The organism is Butyrivibrio fibrisolvens, assembly GCF_037113525.1.
Lineage (GTDB): Bacteria > Bacillota > Clostridia > Lachnospirales > Lachnospiraceae > Butyrivibrio > Butyrivibrio fibrisolvens.
Window position 1 is genome coordinate 2,738,011 of record NZ_CP146963.1, and the last position, 15,768, is coordinate 2,753,778.

At 39.7% G+C, this 15,768-nt stretch carries 12 protein-coding genes; 2 read left to right on the plus strand and 10 right to left on the minus strand.

The features are described 5' to 3' along the window. Positions 1 to 94: 94 nt before the first annotated feature. Complete coding sequence (locus WAA20_RS11415) at positions 95 to 1,504, minus strand: glycosyl hydrolase 53 family protein (protein ID WP_073385971.1); 1,410 nt, start codon at positions 1,502 to 1,504, stop codon at positions 95 to 97. Positions 1,505 to 1,768: 264 nt separating this feature from the next. Between WAA20_RS11415 and WAA20_RS11420 the strand changes: the two genes are divergently transcribed. Beyond that, entirely contained in the window at positions 1,769 to 2,623 is an 855-nt protein-coding gene (locus WAA20_RS11420; RefSeq protein ID WP_073385969.1) for an AraC family transcriptional regulator, read from the plus strand. Between the two features lie 76 nt (positions 2,624 to 2,699). On the opposite strand, the gene sfsA is transcribed toward WAA20_RS11420, so the two are convergent. The 4 genes from sfsA to WAA20_RS11440 form a co-directional block, all read right to left on the minus strand. Continuing rightward, the gene (gene sfsA, locus WAA20_RS11425; RefSeq protein WP_073385968.1) at positions 2,700 to 3,362 is read right to left on the minus strand and encodes a DNA/RNA nuclease SfsA; all 663 of its coding nucleotides are present in this window, start codon (positions 3,360 to 3,362) and stop codon (positions 2,700 to 2,702) included. A 295-nt stretch (positions 3,363 to 3,657) separates the two neighbouring features. Further along, on the minus strand, positions 3,658 to 6,117 hold the full coding sequence (locus WAA20_RS11430; protein ID WP_073385967.1) for a TIM-barrel domain-containing protein: 2,460 nt from the start codon (positions 6,115 to 6,117) through the stop codon (positions 3,658 to 3,660). Positions 6,118 to 6,352: 235 nt separating this feature from the next. Continuing rightward, the gene (locus WAA20_RS11435; protein ID WP_073385965.1) at positions 6,353 to 6,700 is read right to left on the minus strand and encodes a hypothetical protein; all 348 of its coding nucleotides are present in this window, start codon (positions 6,698 to 6,700) and stop codon (positions 6,353 to 6,355) included. Between the two features lie 40 nt (positions 6,701 to 6,740). Next, a complete protein-coding gene (locus WAA20_RS11440) occupies positions 6,741 to 7,832 on the minus strand; it encodes a nitronate monooxygenase family protein (RefSeq protein WP_073385963.1) in 1,092 nt (363 codons plus the stop codon). Between the two features lie 654 nt (positions 7,833 to 8,486). On the opposite strand from WAA20_RS11440, the gene WAA20_RS11445 reads away from it, so the two are divergent. Continuing rightward, positions 8,487 to 9,245 (plus strand): transglutaminase-like domain-containing protein, encoded by a 759-nt coding sequence (locus WAA20_RS11445; protein ID WP_338801027.1) that lies wholly within the window; start codon positions 8,487 to 8,489, stop codon positions 9,243 to 9,245. Positions 9,246 to 9,410: 165 nt separating this feature from the next. On the opposite strand, the gene WAA20_RS11450 is transcribed toward WAA20_RS11445, so the two are convergent. The 5 genes from WAA20_RS11450 to WAA20_RS11470 all read right to left on the minus strand — a co-directional run bounded on the left by WAA20_RS11450 (position 9,411) and on the right by WAA20_RS11470 (position 15,753). Beyond that, entirely contained in the window at positions 9,411 to 10,334 is a 924-nt protein-coding gene (locus WAA20_RS11450; RefSeq protein WP_073385960.1) for an aldo/keto reductase, read from the minus strand. Between the two features lie 185 nt (positions 10,335 to 10,519). Next, a complete protein-coding gene (locus WAA20_RS11455; RefSeq protein ID WP_027205586.1) occupies positions 10,520 to 11,026 on the minus strand; it encodes an HD domain-containing protein in 507 nt (168 codons plus the stop codon). A gap of 216 nt (positions 11,027 to 11,242) precedes the next feature. Then, positions 11,243 to 12,505, minus strand: coding sequence for an ABC transporter permease (locus WAA20_RS11460; protein ID WP_034491670.1), 1,263 nt, complete (start codon positions 12,503 to 12,505; stop codon positions 11,243 to 11,245). 45 nt (positions 12,506 to 12,550) lie between these two features. After that, positions 12,551 to 13,282, minus strand: coding sequence for an ABC transporter ATP-binding protein (locus tag WAA20_RS11465; RefSeq protein WP_022755122.1), 732 nt, complete (start codon positions 13,280 to 13,282; stop codon positions 12,551 to 12,553). Beyond that, complete coding sequence (locus WAA20_RS11470; protein WP_073385959.1) at positions 13,282 to 15,753, minus strand: HlyD family efflux transporter periplasmic adaptor subunit; 2,472 nt, start codon at positions 15,751 to 15,753, stop codon at positions 13,282 to 13,284. The genes WAA20_RS11465 and WAA20_RS11470 overlap by 1 nt, the downstream gene beginning before the upstream one ends. Positions 15,754 to 15,768 lie beyond the last annotated feature (15 nt).

Genomic DNA, 15,768 nt, shown 5'->3' on the forward strand with positions numbered 1-15,768 from the left:
CTTTAAATTACATACTCAACTTTTAATAAAAATAGAAATACGGAGTTCAAAAATGAACCCTGTATTTCTATTTTTGTACCCATATTTCTATATTCTATTTTTCGCCATATCTCATATAATTAAATACATTTATAGATTCCAGCGGATGCCCTTCGAAGTCAAAGAATGCCTGGTTATCCCATGAACATCCACCATAATAAACACCTGCATCTTCCGGATCATAGTCTGATGCGAAACTGCTGGCCCATCCGCTTCCATATTCTTCCCAAATAGATGAGTTATCAGCACTGGCAGGTCCAACAGGTATCCATGCTCCTTCCCAGTAGAAAACTCCTATTCCTCCAACATCACTTACATGCTGGCATATATCATGTATTATAGATGCCTGTCCCTGTGGCGTTGCAGGATATCCATTTACAAGATCACTTTCTGTCAGACTGTTACCTGAACCATCGCCATCTTCTGTTGTATAACAATAGGATGTTTCTGCAAGAAATACCTTTTTTCCATAACGCTCCTGAATAAGTTCAAGAACACGGCTCATATTATCCATTCCTCCATCCCAGAAAGGATAATAGCTCATTCCTATCATATCGAAATCAAGTTGTGCATCAACAAGACTTTCAACAAGATCAAGGACATCACCTTTACTTGTAATTCTTGTATAGTGAACCACTATATCAATATCCCTGCCATACTCTTCAGATACTTCACGGATGGCCTTACTTCCGGATTTTAAGAGCTCTATTACATTATCCTGGTTATATTCTCCAGCCATTCCATAATTGATCTCATTTCCAATCTGTATCATACCTACATCAACTCCCGCATCAAGGAGCTGAGTCAGGCTATCCTTGGTGTAATCATAAAGGGCCGACGCCTTTTCATCTACACTCATTCCTTCCCATGCTTTTGGAGCATGCTGCCTTTTGGGATCAGCCCAAAAATCAGAATAGTGAAAATCGATCATAACTCTCATTCCATATTCAGTGGCTCTTGATCCAAGTTCTATTGCAGTAGGAAGATCATTATTGCCACCTCCGTATCCATTTCCATTCTCATCATAAGGATCATTCCATACACGAAGTCGGATATAGTTTATTCCTGAATCTGCAAAGGTCTTTAGGGGATCCTGCTCATTTCCATTAAAATCGTAATATTTTACACCGCTATTTTCTTCCACCAGAAGTGAAGAAGCGTCCATTCCGAAAATAAAATCATCAGAAAGTCCCTCTATTGCCGCCTTCCATGTTTCATCTTCAGTATCGCTACTTCCCGATACTTCAGTATTTACTTCTGTCACATCAGTATTTTGGCTTTCTGTCACTTCTGCCTCCTCATTTTTACCTGCAATGTCAGCAACATTATTTCCATTACTATCCTGCGTAGACGCCTGACCTGAATCTGTCTTAGCATCTGCCACAGTACCGCTTTTGCCGCATCCGCTTATAGCACTTATTCCCAGGATAGCTGCTATAAAAAGTGAACCTACTCTTCTTTTCATGTTTAACCTCATGTCGCGAGTGAAACGAGTGACTAATGGTTGAAGTGGTGGAGCTCGCGACACCACTTTGTGAAGTTTGAAAATTTTATTTTCAAACTTCACCTCCCTTAAACCCAATTAAATTCAGCAAAACATATGGATTTTGATAAGACCTGAATCTATATGTTTCTTGATCTTTTACGTCATTTTATCAATTGCATCTCACAAAAAACATAAACAAAGATGTATAATATATGCACATTCTTACCGTTCGAGGTATTTAAAATGTATATAAACTATGGAAATTATCAGGAAGATATACAGGAAGGATATATAAACAAAAGCGTTCCGTTGTGGATCAACAGCTGCGGTACATATAAGCTCATTACCAAAAAGGGAATGCCTACATTCAGACCCAAAGGGCGACTTGACTACCAGCTCATATATATCCATTCCGGCTGCGGGCATTTTATTTTCGATGAAAGTTCACCTATTGTCGTGCCTGCAGGTAACATTGTGATATATCGTCCCAATGAAACTCAGAACTACATATATTATGGCGATGATGAGCCGCTTATTTACTGGATTCATTTCTCCGGAGCTGATCTTGAATATCTACTAAAAAAATATGGACTTAATCCTGACGATAGAACTTTATCCGTCGGTGTAAGTAGCGATTATATACGCCTCTTTAACAAGATCATATTGGAACTCCAGCTTAAAAGGCCTCATTATGACACGGATTCAGCACTTCTTTTTATGCAGATCATTATTTTAATGGGAAGAATACATGAAAAAAGGGAACTGAGCATACCTGCTACAGTTCGCCTTGAGATAGAACATGCTATGGATTATTTTCACGAACACTATCACGATCAGATTTGTATAGAACAGTATTTAAAAGACAATAATCTTAGCAAGAATTCTTTCTTCCATAAGTTTAAAGTCTTCACTGGTGTTACACCGCTTCAATATGTTCTTGATATTAGACTTTCTACCGCCAAGAGATTATTGGTAGAAACAGATTACACCATTAACGACATAGCAATGAGCGTTGGCTACGATAACGCCCTATACTTTAGCAGATTATTCCATAAACACATTGGAAAGTCTCCTCGTGAATTTAGAGCTGGCAGATAAAATCTTAGCAATAGCAAATACAGGATATAGTTAGTACCTGTTTTGAAGTTCGAAGTTCTGTAAAGAACTCCTTACTTCAAGGTACGGATGAAACTATTGAAAGGCTTCCCTTATCAACCTTACATTTCAGGAACCAGATCTCAACGCCTGCTTTTAAAGCCTTATTCCAGGCATCTCCAAATTCAGGCTGCATGGCGATGTTGGGTCTTACTTCGGATACGCCTTCCATCTGTATGACAAAAGAAAGTATGGCACGGTATCCTTCTTTCTTGGCCTTGATGAGTTCACCTATATGTTTTACGCCACGCTCTGTAGGCGCATCAGGGAAATATCCAATGCCACCCTCTTCTAAAGTGCATCCCTTCACTTCCATAAGAAATTTCTCATCATCCTTTTCCATATAGAAGTCAATTCTGGAATCTCCATATCTGTATTCCGGTTTAACGAGGCTATAATCCTGCTTTTGAAGCCATTCTTTAACTACTGTATTAGGAGCCTGACTGTCGATATTAAATAAAACTCCGGTACTTTTTCGTACAGCAACAAGGTCGTATTTTGTTTTCCTTCCCGGTGTCCCCGGAGCAGTAAGCCACACTTCGCTCCCCGGAACAAGGAGTTCTTTACACCGGCCTGTGTTCTTTACGTGTACGATTTCTTTCCGGCCATCTATATTGACCTCAGCAATGAAGCGATTCGGCCTTTTAATAAATGTACCGCGGGTGATATTTGAATATTCCATCCGAAAGCTCCTTAAAGTCTTAGTTATCGCGTATTCCTGAGAGTGATAGTTAGTAAATGATTTTCTTGCCATGAAAATATTATGTAATTCAAGGCATGATATCTGGAATTATATATCCCGGAATCCAAACTCGCTTCGCTCAAACATGTGGATTCCTAACAGGATATATAATTCCATCTATCAAGCTCTTGAATTTAATAATATTTTCAAAGACAAGAAAATCATTTACTAACTATCACTCTCAGGAATATTCAAGTTGTTGAGCGCTTTTTATATGTTAAGTTCAGTTATTAATTCAAATCATTTGTATTTCAAATCTTGTATCTTTATCTCTAATCTCAGATCCATCAATAATAACTTTTTTAGATGTATCGATATACTCTATATTAGTGATGGTGTAGACTCCTTTTTCATAGTCGTAGCCATCACCTTCATCTTCGTATAGGGCAAAGCTTCCATCTGCTCCGCCGAAGATCTTTAGAGTAATCTCATCTTCTTTTTGAACATGACCTTTAAAAGTTGTCATAGGGATTATTGCTCCAGCCTTTACAAATACAGGTATTACGTCAAGGGGTGCCTGAGTTTCTATCCACTGACCACCTTCATAGCTTTCTCCTGTATAGAAATCGCGCCATATATTGCCTTCGGGGAGGTATACTTTACGTATATTTATAGTATCATTTTGATCAGCTATTTTTATGCAGTTACAATCTTTGTCATGATCAAATAACATAGGCTTTGTCACAGGGCATACCATCATGTCTTTGCCAAACATATATTGATCCATGATGTCCCAAGTGCGCTTATCTTCTGTAAACTCAAAGACAAGTGGTCTTATCACCACGCTATCATTATACCATACAGCGCCTGCAAGGCTGTAAATATAAGGCATAAGCTCATAGCGAAGGTGATTGGCCTTAACAAGGGCTTCGTAGAATGGCGCTGCATCGTTTTGGAACTGCCAGAGTTCACGTCTAAAATCTGTTCCATGGCCTCTGAATATTGGAAGAAATACTGCCCACTGATACCATCTGGTAAAGAGCTCGCAATAAGCAGGGTCCTTTGGTCCAAGGTCATAATCTCCGTTCCAGTACCACTGAATACCATTTTTGACAAAAAAAGCTCCTATATCAGTTGTCCAGTATGGAAGTCCGCTTGCGCTAAAATGAAGTCCTGCAGCGATCTGTCTTCTGAATGTATCCCAGCTTGCAGATATATCGCCTGACCAGAGAATCGTTCCATAGCGCTGCTGCCCAAGATAACCACTTCTTGTAAGATTAACAACTCTCTTTTCTCTTTCAAAAAGTTTTTCTGTTTCTACTTGATTCTCTTTTCCCGCATCATCTGTATCTGATTCGGCAAGATTCTTATAATATCCGCGCTGGCCTTCATATATTCCCATCGCATGATACAGGCCAAACGCATTGGTCTTTTCTGCCGGTATATGCATTGGAAGCTGATTCACATATTCATCGTATATCTTGGAAGTCTCAGGCTTAACCGTATAATTCCACTCTGGCGCGATCGGCTCTGAGTTATCGCACCACCAGGCATCTATTCCGTGGCAAAAAAGGCCGCTCTCAGCCTGTTTCCAGTAAATCTCCCTTGCTTTAGGGCTAAGGGCGTTATAGATATTGATACCAGGAAGGAGCTCATTTTCTTTTTTGAACTCATTATAATTGTCAGTACCTTCATTGACGTTGGGCCATATAGATATCATGAAGTGCACGTTCCTATCATGAAGCTCATCTGTCATAGCATCAGGATTTGGGAATCTTTCAGGGTCAAAAGTCTTCTGCCCCCACTGGCCATCCTTCCATGAGCACCAGTCAAGCACGATGCAGTCAAGTCCTATATTTCTGTCACGGTATTCTTTTGATATACTAAGGATCTCATCCTGCGTCTCATATCTTTCCTGAGACTGGATATAGCCAAATGCCCATTTTGGAAGCATTACCGCTTTGCCAGTGATCTTCCTGTACTCACTGATGACGCCGTCCATCTTCCCATCTGATCCACCTAAAAAAAAGAAATCCATCTCGCTGTCAGCTTCAGTAAAGAAATATGAACCGTCTTCAGTATCATTGAAAATAGCCGGGCTATAGGTGTTAACAAGAAGTCCATAGCCTTTTGTGGATACAAACATAGGAACTACGATCTTTCGATTGCCCTGATTTAAAAAGATGCGCTTTCCTCTAAGACTGTGATAGCCTTCTTCATGCTGACCAAGGCCATAAAGAGCTTCGTCATCATCAAACACAAGATTCATGCGGGTACGATAGGCATCTCTTATCTTTATCTTTGAAGCCTGACGTATTATTTCTTTTCTTCCGTCTGCTGTATCTATGTATTCTTTTTGTATATTTTCTTCATTCATTGCATATACAGGGACTTTATCAAGCTCTTTACTTCTAGCGCTTTTCTCCTTTAAAAGAAGCTTCCCATTTTCATCATAATAGGTATATGCAGCTCCATCTTTTCTTATAACTACCTTGAGTTTTGGAAGTGAAACGATAACTTCCTCGTCTGATTCTTCATATGTCCAGTCCGAGAAAGGCTTTATCTCTACAATTCCAGGTTTACTATTTATAGACTCTTCTGATATTTCTGAATCCTGCGTGTAGATAACTCTGATGCTCCTGTCATCTACGGGGATCAGTCTCTGGATACCTTGAGCGAAGTTTAGGGTAAGAAAATCTCCTTCTCTTTTTACATTAGCGACGTTAAGTTTTGGGTATGGTGTACAATCAAGCATGATAGTATTTCTCCTTACTAATCCATTTTATTTGTGATCTTTTATTGAAGTCTTGTAACTCAAATTCACGAATTGGTTCAAATGCTCTTTATTATCTTATACTATCATCTAGATTTTGTTTTTTATTCTCATTTGTTGTGATAAAAGGAATAGATTTTTTTATTAACAGGTATCTCCTATAAAAAGGCTATGCTATAAAAAAGCTCATACCACAAAATCTGGCATGAGCTTTTTATCACATATATTTTTTCGCTTTTTCTTCGGTTAAATTATACTGCTTACATATTTTCTGAATAATCTCAGCCTCTGAAACTTTCATATCTTTAAGTATTTTAACTGTTCCAGATATTCCCTCTATTCTGCCCTCTTCTTTAAATAGTTCCATTACTTCAGCTTCATTATATTCGGTATCCAGCATTCCTTCTACCTCCTCAAGATTAACTATAAGAAACTCTTTTATCAGGAATTCATCGGGCATCGCTTTTACTGCTTTTCTGGTTGCATCCTTTATTTCATATCCGCCAGCCTGACTGATGCAAATTTCATTTATCAGCCATGAATCTCCTTTGATTATAATTTTCATGTAGTACACTTGCAATATATGCCGAAGAAATAGTTACCCTTTAAGCCGTTCTTACAGCCAAAGTCTCATATTCTGTCACCAGTTCCTGTATCAGGTCATGTACAGATACGATTTCCTTTATCCTTCCAACATTACTTCCGCAAAAGATCAGTCCTTCATCTAGATTACCTTTTACAGCATTTATAAGAGCCTTAGTTATGCAATAAGGAGCGTCCTTGACGTTGCAGGTCTTTATGCACTGATAACACTTAGTGATCGCCAGCTTCTTCTCTTCTTTCTGCTTGATGAACTCATTTCGTATAGCGCGGCCGGGCATTCCAACAGGGCTGTCTATTATCTGTACGTCTTCTTCCGTAGCCTGTACGTATGCGTTCTTGAAAGCATCAGAAGCATCACACTCATTGGTTGCCACAAAGCGTGTTGCCATCTGAACTCCATCAGCTCCAAGCTGCATAAATCTGTTCATGTCGCTTCCATCCCAGACGCCGCCAGCTGCTATTACAGGGATTTCTTTTCCAGTCTCTTTCTCAAGCTCTCTGACAAAAGAAACCACTTCGGATGTGATCTTTTCAAGCTCCGGTTTTGATCCTTCTTCTGCAAATAGTTCTTCACGCTTAAATCCAAGATGCCCGCCTGCCTTAGGACCTTCGATCACGATCATATCCGGAACATAATTGTACTTCCTGCGCCATGTCTTAACTATAAGCTGGCAACAGCGAAGAGATGAAACTATAGGCGCAATCTTAGTCTTGCTACCCTCTATAAATTCAGGAAGATTAAGCGGAAGCCCCGCTCCTGAAATAATAAGATCGATTCCCTGCTTTACAAATTCCTTGACAAGCCCTGCATAGTCTGTCATAGCGACCATGATATTGGCTGCGATTATCTTATCAGGTCCTGCGATCTTCCTTGCCTTCTCTATCTCTGTCTTAATAGCACGCATATTGGCCTCTTTGGGATTTGTCTCAAAGTCAGGCTCAAGGTAGCCTATATCAGCTGCTGATAATACTCCGATTCCGCCTTCCCTACTAACTGTCCCTGCAAGTCTGTGAAGGGATACGCCTACTCCCATGCCTCCCTGAATGATGGGATACTTGCTACTTTTATCTCCAATTTTAAGTCCTTTGATCATATCCTACCTCCATTGTATTTCGAAACTATTTCATGTAGTTTTTATTACTACGTATGAAGGTATTATAAATCTGCGCAAAATATAATGCAATGTTTTTAATTAAATATTTTTATATATCATATCTGGCAAATTGAGTTTGTCTTTAGGATTAAAGAACTTCAGATATCATGCCTTGACTTTATAATAATTTAAAGACATGACAACACTTAATAAACCATCCATGTTAGCGCAGCTCCAAGAGATGAAGTCTGTTTTGTAAGTGGGAATTTTGATTTAGAATTTATAAAAACAATTATTTACTATCGTTTTATCCCTCTTTATCTTATTTTTGCTATCTGCTATATTAGATAAAGAAGTTCAAAAATATTCTATTTTCAATTCCGAAAATGATATGCCCACATTTTATTTACGATACTCTTTTAAGCCTAAATATTATAGATTGAAACTATTCTTGTATATGAATACAAAATGGAGGTGACAAGATTGAAAAAAATCATTTCTTCAACACTAATTATCATGATGTTATGCATTGCATGTAGTTTTGCACCTTTACATGTTTATGCAAAACCCAAAAATACTTTTCAAGATGCCGTTAATAACGCAATCTTAGTTCCCAAAACCCTATCTCCTACTGCTGATAGTATTTTATACAGAGTGGATGGTTGTATACTTTGTGGCGACCTGATGACAACTATGTCTGAGAATGACTTGAATACAACTGTGCAAGCATATCTCGCAGGTATAGTCACTGCTGATATGACGAACTATCAAAAACTCCTGGCTGTCTACAATTGGATCATTACAAATTTTGAATATGGAAATTATTCAGATGTATTTGGATATATGGATTGCTATGGATATACACGCGCATTTGTTTATCTTAGCAGGGGATTAGGTTTTCCGTCATACTTTGTCCACGGAGATGTCCGCACTACAAGCGGTGATTTCACAAATCACGCATGGGCAATTATTAAAGTAAGCGGAACTGAATATCTTTTTGATCCCAATATAGAGGATACAATTAAGCGAAAAAGCAGCTCTTCCACATTACAACGTTTTGCAGTTACATATTCATCTATGAATGGCAGATACGTGCCATGCCTGTCTTCCTGCGAATCAGATCTGTGGTCAAGAGCAGACAATACAGGTTTTATCACACATATCACTGCTGCTCAGGCAGCTGCAAGATTTGCATCATTCGTGCCATCTACAACAATTGAAAGCTTAGATTCTGCCTCTTCTAATGCAGATGTAAATGCACTTTTAACCTCTCCATTAAATAACAGTGAGTTTAATGCATACATTTATTACACCAGATATCCGGATCTTCAACAAGCTATCGGACCTAATGCAGAAATGTTATACTATCACTATATAAATATAGGCAAAAACGAAGGAAGAACTGCTATATAATAGCTAATCTTTTTTATGTAAACATTCAACTTTTCAAACATTTTTATATAATAAAACTTCCCGCTTACGTCTTGTAATACGGGAAGTTTTAATTAATTAATCAAATTATCAACATCATCCTGCACGAAAGCCCCTATGTACATATGTACTCTCTTCTTATGGTTCTCATTTTTGTCCAAGAGCTTTTAACATTGCATCCACATTTTGCTTCATGCGCTCTACGCTCCTTGTGCTGACAACAGCATACACATTCATATCCTGTCCGTATATCCAGGAAAAGGCAACTTGTGATACAGATAAGCCGGTTTCTTTTGCAATATCTTCGCAGACTTTAAGAGATGCCATGTTCTCTTCGCTTACATAGGTCTTGTAATTGTCAGATGACATGACTTTTTTGGCCCCTTTATAATCTTCACTTTTAAATCTGCCGCTAAAAAAGCCTGCTGCCATGGCAGAGTACGCTATGACAGGCATCTGATTGTCTATATACCACTTCCTTGCGTCTTCATTGTCATCACCTGCAATAGTGATGCACCCCGGCCAAGGCTCCCTGGTCGGAACAGCCATACTAAAGCATGGGCTTGATACGGCAAAAGGTATAAGGCCGTGGTCACTTGCATACCTGTTGGCCTCTTCTATTCTCTCATGAGTCCAGTTGGATCCGCCAAAACTCCTTATCTTACCTTCATTATAAAGATCATTTAGAAGTTCAACGATTTCGCCTACAGGAACTTCCGGATCGTCTCTATGTAATAAGTATATATCAACATAATCTGTACATAGCTTATCAAGGGATGTTTTAAGATCCTTCCTGACCTCTTTTTCTCTAAGGCGGCTCCTCCAGAGCATGTCCGGATGCCCGCCCTTGGTAAGCAGAGTTACCCTCTGCCTGTTATTGCCAATCTTAAGCCATCTTCCAACAGATTCTTCTGCATGACCATAAACTCTGGCAGTATCAATTGCAGTAACTCCCATGTTTACCATCTGTTCGATAAGATCATTACCATCACCACCTGACATAAAAGGCTCGGCGGCTGTTCCATAGAATATCCTTGAAACATCTACATCTTTCCCATCAATCCTGATCATTATATTTTAAAACTCCTTTATTTGGTTTCTCCTAGGTCTATGCCGAACTTCTCGATTGATTCAATGTAATTTAGTGCCTGTTCATAATTCATCATTTGCAATAATATACTCAAGAAGCAGATCACCTCATATGTATTATGTGAAAAAAAGCCGCCACTTTTACATGACGGCAAAAAAAATATTTATCATAAAATAGCAGCTTCTACAAGCATCTGCCTATGATTCATAGGAATGAAATCTGTCATTGCGCTGTACTTATCAGCTACAGTTATTATAAATCCCTCAATAGTACGAGGACGTGTGGGAGTCACAGGCCACATGTGATTGCCTATGATATCTCTTGCGGTATCATCAAGTCCACCAAGAAGACTATCTGCTATATCAACTGAATCTACAGGATGTTTCGTATAACACTCAGAGTTACTTGCATACTTGAAGTGTCTGCCTATAATGCCAAGGTCATGCAAGAGGGCGCATACGATAAGAAGCTGCCAGTTAGTCCTTATCTTGAAGACAACATAAAGGAAATGACATATGCAAAAGCATATGCATGCAACTCTGAAGCTATGTCTTGCAACGGTGGTAACGTGATGATGTGTCTGGAGATCTGCTTCCTGAAACTGTCTGGATGCCATGATCTTGGCTCCGACTAACTTAACTGTTTCCTGTGCTTCGTATCTTATCCTCAACATTAAAACCTTAATCCTTTAAAAAACATCAAACAAACAGATGTTTGTATTTTAATCTCAAATATATGCTTTTGCAATAATTAATTTCCACATTTATGATTTTTCTTATATTATCAACCTGCTGCTTGATCATATTTAATGTGATCTTCTCACATGGGCAATTCTATATCTCTAAAGAAGATGCAGGATCGGACTGTATATAAATCGCAAGTCGTAACCTCATTCATACCGCAACGCTTCAATAGGATTGAGCTTTGCAGCCTTGCCTGCCGGATAATATCCAAAGAACACTCCGAATACTATAGAGAAGAGTAGACATGCGGCGATACCTGTTACCGACGGGCTTCCCTGATAGTTCATGAGATTTGATGCAGCTATTCCAAATACAATACCCAGTATCACACCGATTATTCCGCCGATAAAACATACGACTACTGCTTCTGTAATGAACTGAAGCCTTATATAACCATTGGTAGCTCCAAGAGCTTTTCTGGTGCCTATCTCTCTGGTTCTCTCTGTAATAGATACGATCATGATGTTCATAACGCCGATTCCGCCTACCAGTAAAGATATGGCGCCAACTGCCATGAAGGCCATCTTCTGAGTATTAAGCATATTCTCCATTTCTTTAAGCTCAGCCTTCATGCTATAAGCATAGATTTCATAAGCATCATTGTTTTTATAGAAGTTCTCGTTCATATAATCAGTAAGATCGAAGGATAGCTGAGTCGGGTCAGCTCCGGCCTTGGTCAGAACATCAAAGCTTGTGATCCTGGCGCTGTCACGAAGCTGCCTTGTAGCTGTCTTATACGGAATATATGCACCTGTCTGGATGTCCTTTTGGCTGGTGCCGCTGCTATATCCGGTATCATGATATTCATATACTCCTACGATAGTATAGTTGTAGTATTTGCCGTTTATAACAACTTCGACATTCTGCCCAAGGGCGCCTTCATTATCACCACTGAACATATTCTGAACATATTTATCGCTCACAAGGATGACTTTTTTGCCATCTTCATAGTCTTTTGATACAAAACTTCTTCCTGCAAGCATTGTAAGATTGTTCTTTTTGATACCTGTGGCATTGCTTCCAATAAGGGTTATATTGGCATAGTTCTTCTTATCAGTGACTTTCACGCTGCCTACTTCTGCAGATATGGAGATGCCACTTATACTGCTGCCAAAAGTCTTCCGGATGCCTTCAAGCATCTGGCTCGAAACGTAGTCCTTGTCTTTCATAGCGCGGACATTCTCATCGTATTCTCCGTTCTCATCAGCTTTCTGAGTGAGGAATACGCTAACTACATTGGCACCCATATCTCCCATGGAATTCATAGTAGACTTATTCATAGCATCACTTACTGTCATGATAGCTATCATAGAAGCTATACCTATCACTATTCCCAGCATCGTAAGACATGTTCTTAATTTATTGGCATAAAGAGCTGAAAGAGACAGCTTTATATTTTCTAATATCATTTCTATTTTTTTTCCTTATTATGTATGAAAAAATAATACAGTCGGTCAAAAGTTACTTGCTGCCTTAACATAGGAATTTTGATTAGTTCCCTGTCTTTCGCCTATGATCATTCCATCACGAAGTGTCAGGATTCTCCCTGTCTCTTCTGCCAGTTCATTAGAGTGAGTGATGAAGACTATGGTTATCCCTTTTTCTTCGTTTAATTTGTGAAAAAGATCCATGACAGCCCTTCCGGTCGCGCTATCCAAAGCTCCTGTTGGCTCATCGGCAAGGATTATGGCTGGATCATTGACAAGAGCTCTTGCTATAGCAACTCTCTGTTTCTGACCACCTGAAAGCTCATCAGGCTTATGATCTGTCCTTTCGCCCATTCCTACAAGTTCTAACAGTTCCATGGCCTTTTCTTTTCTCTCTCTTGCCTTGACTCCTGCATAGAGCATGGGAAGTTCCACGTTCTTAAGAGCGCTCGTTCTGGGGATCAGGTTGTAAGTCTGGAATACAAAACCGATCTTTTGATTACGTATTGCACATAGCTGATTGTCTTTGGCCTTGGCTATATCAATTCCGTCAAGTATATAGGAGCCCTTCGTAGGCTTATCCAGTATACCTATTATATTCATAAGAGTAGATTTGCCGGATCCTGACTGACCTACTACGGATACAAACTCACCTTTTCTGACTTTAAGATCAACTCCATGTAGTATCTCAAGCTCATTTTCTTTACCAATATTAAATCTTTTAATGATGCCTCTTGCATCGATCATAATATCACTCATCAGTACATGCCTTCCGTAAAGTCTCCCGCATCCTCATTGCTGCCTGTATCAGTCATAAGATCAGGCATTTTAACTTCCATGCCTTCAGAGATTCCATCTCCTATTATCTGGACATAATAGTCTGTCTTAAGCCCATATGATACTGATATATTCTGAGTTGTCTGATTGCCGTCAGCATCTGTTCCTGTCACTACTTCTAAATATGGTTGACCGTTATCATCAATCTGAACAGATGACTCTGATACAGTTAGAGCATCTGTAACTTCCTGCTGGATGATAGTAAGCTTGGCAGTCATACCTATACGAAGTCTGTCACTTGGATTAGTGATGGTAACTTCTATAGGATAGTCTGTACTAGCGGATGTACCTGCAGATTCATTGGTAGAGGAAGATGCTGTTGTAGCCTTAGGAACAGGTGATACAAAAGTCAGGATTCCGTCCATGAGCTCATCCCCTGTTGTATCAGTCTTAATAGTAACCTTCATACCTTCATAGATATCACTTATGTCATACTGATCTACTGTAGCTGATACCTTGTATCCGCTATCATCCTGAAGAAGAGCCAGCTCTCCTCCTTTATAGGTATCTCCCTGTTTTACATCCAGGACTGTGATAACTCCGTCAAAAGGAGCAGTGATCGTAGCCTTCTCAATCTGAGCTGTGATCTTGTCAACTTCCTGCTGAGCTGTAAGCTCAGAAGACTCTGCCGAAAGCTTACTGCTAGTTACAGAATCAGCGCTGTCTGCAACGCTCTTATCACTGCTTCTCTTGGTATCTTCCTGATTCTCTTTGGCCTTATCAAGGCTTTCCTGATTGGTCTTAGTCTGAGACTTGGCAGTATCATACTTGGACTGAGCTTCTGACTGTTTACTCTTTGCTTCAGACTGAGCTGTCTGGGCTTCTGTCAGAGCTGACTGCTTACTTTCAAGGTCTCTTTGAGCATTCTTACTATCTGTCTGTGCGGTGTCATTGGCCTGTTCTGCTTTATTTTTGGCTTCAAGGGCTGCATCATATTTGGCCTGAGCATCTTTTAACTCCTGGCTGTTTTGAGCATTACTAAGCTCAGTTTTAGCACTGTCAAGAGTAGATGAAGCTGTATCATAGGCAGATGTCTTATCATCAAGCGTCTGCTTGGCTGTATCCATATCTGCCTTCTTAGTTGCAACATCGCTTTCTTTATTACTTATCTGTGTATCTATATCTTCCGGAGGATTCTCTGAATCTTTCTGAGATCTGAGGTCTTCAAGTTCAGCTGCAGCTGTATCATAGGCACTCTTGGCAGTATCATAAGTACTCTGGGCAGCATTCTTGTCAGAAAGAGCTGTATCATATGCAGCCTGTGCTGTATCTACCTTGGTCTTGGCAGCATCTATGGCAGTCTGAGCATTGGCCTTGGCAGTATCAAGCTGCGCCTGGGCATCAGACAGAGCACTTACCGCATTGTCATACTCCTTCTGAGTCTTAGTAGCTGCATCTGACTTACTGTTTGCATTTTTAGTAGCATTTGTAACATCATCTTTGGCACTTGTTACTGCAGCATCCTTACTCTGAGAGTCAGCCTTGGTGGTATCTACATCTTTACTTGCAGTATTCATGTCATTAGTAGACTTATTAAGTTCATCCTGCGCCTTATCTACATCATCCTTGGCTCTCTCATTCTGAGTAGAAGCTGACTCTGTGGCATTAGAATAGCTTCTCTTTGAAGCATCTACGTCAAGCTCATTTTTTTCCTTGGTAGTCTCAAGATTCTTGTTAGCAATTTCAAGGGATTTTTCTAAAGATGTAGTATCAAGAACTGCGATGACATCTCCTGCCTTGACCCTGTCACCGACAGACACATTGAGTTCACTAACCGTAACATCCGTCACTTCACTAGAAAGACTGTAACTTGCACTGCTTGCAATAGTTCCGTTTACTGCTATGGACTTGGACAGATCCTGCTTGATGATCTGCTCTGTAGCTGCCGGAACAGCCTCCACATCTTCACCCTTAGCCTTAGCAAAGGACAACGCCGATACTCCCACAGCGCCGGCAAGACATACAGCAATTGCAGCAAAGACCATCTTCTTATGAGACTTAATACCATTGCCGCACTTTATAAGAACTGCTTTAGGGCTTATCTTTAATCCATTGGACTTGCCATCTTCGAAAGCATCTTCTACAATCTCATCTTCACAGGCAAAGTCTTCATCTGGTATATCTTCATTGATCGAATCTTCATCCGCAAGCTCATCACTCAGCATATCATCATGGATATTATATTCGCCAATAAGATCCTCACCTATCATCTTCTCGTAGATCTTATCTTCGTCTATCAGATCTTTATTGCTACTATCCTCAAGAATGTCACCTTCTCCAATAATGCTCTCACTACTGGTATCTTCATTAGCAATATCTCCATCACCGTCAGCCACATTGCTATATATCCCGTTATTATCTATTGCCTGCTCATCTAATTCGTAATCCTTCATTATAGCCTCCGAAAA

Coding starts and splice junctions, on each gene's coding strand:
- WAA20_RS11465 (WP_022755122.1), bottom strand. CDS start 13,282: ATGAGTGATATTATGATCGATGCAAGAGGCATCATTAAAAGATTTAAT.
- WAA20_RS11430 (WP_073385967.1), bottom strand. CDS start 6,117: ATGCTTGATTGTACACCATACCCAAAACTTAACGTCGCTAATGTAAAA.
- WAA20_RS11450 (WP_073385960.1), bottom strand. CDS start 10,334: ATGATCAGGATTGATGGGAAAGATGTAGATGTTTCAAGGATATTCTAT.
- WAA20_RS11435 (WP_073385965.1), bottom strand. CDS start 6,700: ATGAAAATTATAATCAAAGGAGATTCATGGCTGATAAATGAAATTTGC.
- sfsA (WP_073385968.1), bottom strand. CDS start 3,362: ATGGAATATTCAAATATCACCCGCGGTACATTTATTAAAAGGCCGAAT.
- WAA20_RS11455 (WP_027205586.1), bottom strand. CDS start 11,026: ATGTTGAGGATAAGATACGAAGCACAGGAAACAGTTAAGTTAGTCGGA.
- WAA20_RS11415 (WP_073385971.1), bottom strand. CDS start 1,504: ATGAAAAGAAGAGTAGGTTCACTTTTTATAGCAGCTATCCTGGGAATA.
- WAA20_RS11470 (WP_073385959.1), bottom strand. CDS start 15,753: ATGAAGGATTACGAATTAGATGAGCAGGCAATAGATAATAACGGGATA.
- WAA20_RS11460 (WP_034491670.1), bottom strand. CDS start 12,505: ATGATATTAGAAAATATAAAGCTGTCTCTTTCAGCTCTTTATGCCAAT.
- WAA20_RS11440 (WP_073385963.1), bottom strand. CDS start 7,832: ATGATCAAAGGACTTAAAATTGGAGATAAAAGTAGCAAGTATCCCATC.
- WAA20_RS11420 (WP_073385969.1), top strand. CDS start 1,769: ATGTATATAAACTATGGAAATTATCAGGAAGATATACAGGAAGGATAT.